The following is a 3,301-nucleotide window of genomic DNA, read 5'->3' as shown; positions in this document are numbered from 1 at the left end:
CCGCGACGTCGCGCGCGAGCACGTGGTGGTAGGCTTCGTCGAGTGGAATCATCTCTTCAGGCAGCGGCTTCACGCCGGCCAGCACCGCGGCGAGCGCGTCAGAAACCGGCATCAAGGCCACGGGGAAGACTCCTGCTGGGCACGTTCGGGCGAATGAACGCGGAACGTTCTATCCGAGTGCGGGCGCAGAGGCAAAACAGCGACGAAGCGGGATAATTCATCCTGTCGTCGGCCGCCCTTCTATGGAGAGCGCCAAGTGCGGCGTGGCATAGTCCGGACGATCAGAAAGACCGGTACGAGCGTGGCCATGGCAAAGACGACAATGACGAGAGCCACGGCCAGCATCGGTCAACGACCGGTTTGCTGGTCCGGACGGGCGTCCGGCGCCACGTCGGGAGCTTTGGGGCCTTGATCCTTGTCGGGCAGCGGATCGGCCTGGGATTTCAGGTCGGCGGCCTTGCTGATCAGCTTGGCGGAGAGGTCAGAATCCGACGTTGTTCTGGCGAATTCGAGCAGAAGAGAGGCTTGTTTGGTGAGGTAGCTCTTGCCCAACACGATGATGCGTCCGTCCGTAGAAGTCCCAACGGACTCAAGAGTCCGGAAGCGGGCATTCCGTTCCCGGAACTCTGTATAAAAATGTACAAAGCGATTTGGTTCCTGATCTCGGGCCAGATCGGTTCCGGGGAACTCAACGGTTTCACCCGCCGGCCGATGCGCCTCGATCAGATTCCCAGCGCTTTGAGCGCATCGCCGACATCGCGGGGCGAGGTCACATGCACCGCGGTCAATCCGCGCGCCCGCGCCCCCTCGACGTTTTCGGCGAGGTCGTCGAAGAACACGATGCGCCTGGCGGGCACGCCGATGGCCGCCACGACATGGTCGAAAGCCGCCGCGTCCGGCTTGCGCAGGCCGATGCTGGACGACAGGTAAAGCTCGCGGAAATGGCCGAGCAGGCCGGCATATTCCTTCGAGAAATGGTCGACATGCGGCCGGTTGGTGTTGGAGAAGGCGTAGAGCGGCATCCGCTTCGCCGCGCGCGGCAACAACTCCGCGATATCAGGCATCTCGCCCGCGAAGATCGCGTTCCAGCCCTCGAGGAATTGCGCATCCGAGATGCCGATCCCGAGCGAGGCGCGCAGCGAGGCGAAATAGTCCTCGTCGCTGATCTTGCCGACCTCGTGCAACCGGTAGGCCTCGCTGTCACGCACAAAGCGGGCAACGATCGCCTCCGGCTTGCAGCCGGCATGCCCCGCCCAGCAGGCGATCGCCTTGGAGAAATCGATGTCGAGCACGACGCGCCCGAGATCGAACAAAAGCGCATCCGCGCTGCCKGGAGAGAGCGAGGTCATTGCATCCTTTCAGATCAGTATCGGTAAGGTTCGTGGTCGAACAGCGGGAACGCGCTGAACACGCTCGGCGCATTCGTTGCAGTTGCCTGATGCAGGCAGGACTTGTTGACCTCGGCGAACGAGGTGGCGCCCAACAGGCCGAGGCAGCGCAGCACCTCGTCCTCCAGAAGCTCCAGCATCCGCGTCACGCCGGCTTCGCCGGCCGCCGCCAGCGCCCAGCATTGCAACCGGCCGATGCCGACGAGGTCCGCGCCCGCCGCGATCGCCTTGACGATGTCGGTGCCGCGGCCGAAGCCGCCATCGACCATGATCTTGGCGCGGCCCTTCACGGCCTCGACGATCTCAGGCAGCACATGCATGGCGCCGCGGCCGTGATCGAGCTGGCGGCCGCCATGGTTGGAGACGTAGATCCATTCGACGCCGTGATCGATCGCGATCAGCGCGTCCTCGGCGGTGGCGATACCCTTGAGGATCAGCGGAATCTTGAACTTGTCCTTGATCATCTTCACGGTCCGCCACTCCAGGCCCTTCTGGAATTCGCCGCCGGTGGCGCGCAGGCGGCTCTCGCGAACGTAGCGCTTGGCGATGTCACGTTCGCGACGGCTGTAATGGGCGGTGTCGACGGTCAGGCAGAAGGCGGCGTAGCCGTGCTTTTCGGCCCGGCTGACGACATCGGCGACGTAGGCGTCGTCGCCGCGCACATAGAGCTGGAACAGGCGCAGCGCATCGGGAGCGGCCTCGGCGGTCTTCTCCAGGCCGGGCTCGGACACCGAGCTCAGCATGTGCGCCGCACCGAAGGTGCCGGCGGCCCGGGCGACGCTCGCGGCGCCATCCGGGTCGAAGATCTCGAGCGCGCCGACCGGTGCGAGCACCACCGGCAGGCGCATCCTGCGGCCGAACTGCTCGACGGAGCCATCGACCTTGCGCACGTCGCGCAGCACGCGCGGGCGGAAGGCGATCTCGTCCAGCGCCATCCGGTTGCGGCGCATCGTGGTCTCGGTCTCGGCGGCGCCGACGATATAGTCCCAGGCATTCTGGTTGAGGTTGGCGCGCGCCTTCCGGATGAATTCGTGCAGGTTCTGGAACGGCTCGCTGCTGGCGCCGAGTTCGACGTTCCTTTCCGGCCGGATGCGGGGTGCTTCGTTCATTATTATCCTCCCGAGAATTTGAAGCCTTGTTTCATCGCCTAACCCGTCCGGCTCTCCAAAACCATCCTAAAATCGCATAGCTGCGAGGCGTGGGTCGGTCGACCGGTTGCGGCATTGCGCGAAACGGTTTCGGAACGTTGCCAAAAGTTTAGGTCCGGGCGAAGGGATTTTTACGGTGTAGGCGCCGGCGTGGCCGCCCGGCCTTGAAGAAACCAGAATGGTATTGTGAGAAGCGAGCTGGATCGCCATCTGCATGGCGCCTCCCAAGCCCCAAGAGAACCGCCAAAGCAAAAAGGCCAGCCTATCCATGCGGAAATCCCTGCTGTTCCCCCTGGGCGCGCTCACCGGAGCGTGTTTGACTCTTCTGGTAGCCAGTCCGCACGGCGGCGTGTGGGCGGCACGGGCGGCAGCGAGTGCGGATGATGCCTATTCCCAGCTCAACTTGTTCGGCGAAGTCTTCGAGCGCGTGAAGGCGAGCTATGTCGAGAAGCCCGACAATGCCAAGCTGATCGAAGGCGCGATCACCGGCATGGTGACCTCGCTCGATCCGCATTCGCGCTACATGAACGACAAGGCCTGGACCGAGATGCAGGAGACTACCTCCGGCGAGTTCGGCGGGCTCGGCATCGAGGTCACGATGGAGGAGGGCCTGGTCAAGGTTGTCTCGCCGATCGACGACACGCCGGCGTCCAAGGCCGGCATCATGTCCGGCGACCTCATCAGCAAGATCGATGGCGATGCCGTGCAGGGCATGACGCTCGAGCAGGCCGTCAACAAGATGAAGGGCCCGGTCGACACCAAGAC

At 64.0% G+C, this 3,301-nt stretch carries 4 protein-coding genes; 1 reads left to right on the top strand and 3 read right to left on the bottom strand.

The features are described from left to right. Positions 1-348 precede the first annotated feature (348 nt). From AC1D00_RS32930 to AC1D00_RS32920, 3 genes are all read right to left on the bottom strand, one after another. The gene (locus tag AC1D00_RS32930) at positions 349-555 is read right to left on the bottom strand and encodes a hypothetical protein (protein ID WP_477013541.1); all 207 of its coding nucleotides are present in this window, start codon (positions 553-555) and stop codon (positions 349-351) included. Between the two features lie 167 nt (positions 556-722). Next, positions 723-1,349 carry an HAD family hydrolase gene (locus AC1D00_RS32925; protein ID WP_404556648.1) on the bottom strand — a complete coding sequence of 209 codons (627 nt, stop codon included), beginning with the start codon at positions 1,347-1,349 and terminating at the stop codon, positions 723-725. Between the two features lie 14 nt (positions 1,350-1,363). Next, positions 1,364-2,497 carry an alpha-hydroxy acid oxidase gene (locus AC1D00_RS32920; protein ID WP_135175217.1) on the bottom strand — a complete coding sequence of 378 codons (1,134 nt, stop codon included), beginning with the start codon at positions 2,495-2,497 and terminating at the stop codon, positions 1,364-1,366. A 307-nt stretch (positions 2,498-2,804) separates the two neighbouring features. On the opposite strand from AC1D00_RS32920, the gene AC1D00_RS32915 reads away from it, so the two are divergent. Continuing rightward, a partial coding sequence (locus AC1D00_RS32915; RefSeq protein WP_477013540.1) for a S41 family peptidase occupies positions 2,805-3,301 on the top strand: 497 nt, incomplete at its 3' end.

The sequence above is a fragment of the Bradyrhizobium sp. P2_E8 genome, from assembly GCF_056403875.1.
Note: the sequence above shows the minus strand (reverse complement) of the source record. Positions and strands in the feature narration are given on the sequence as shown.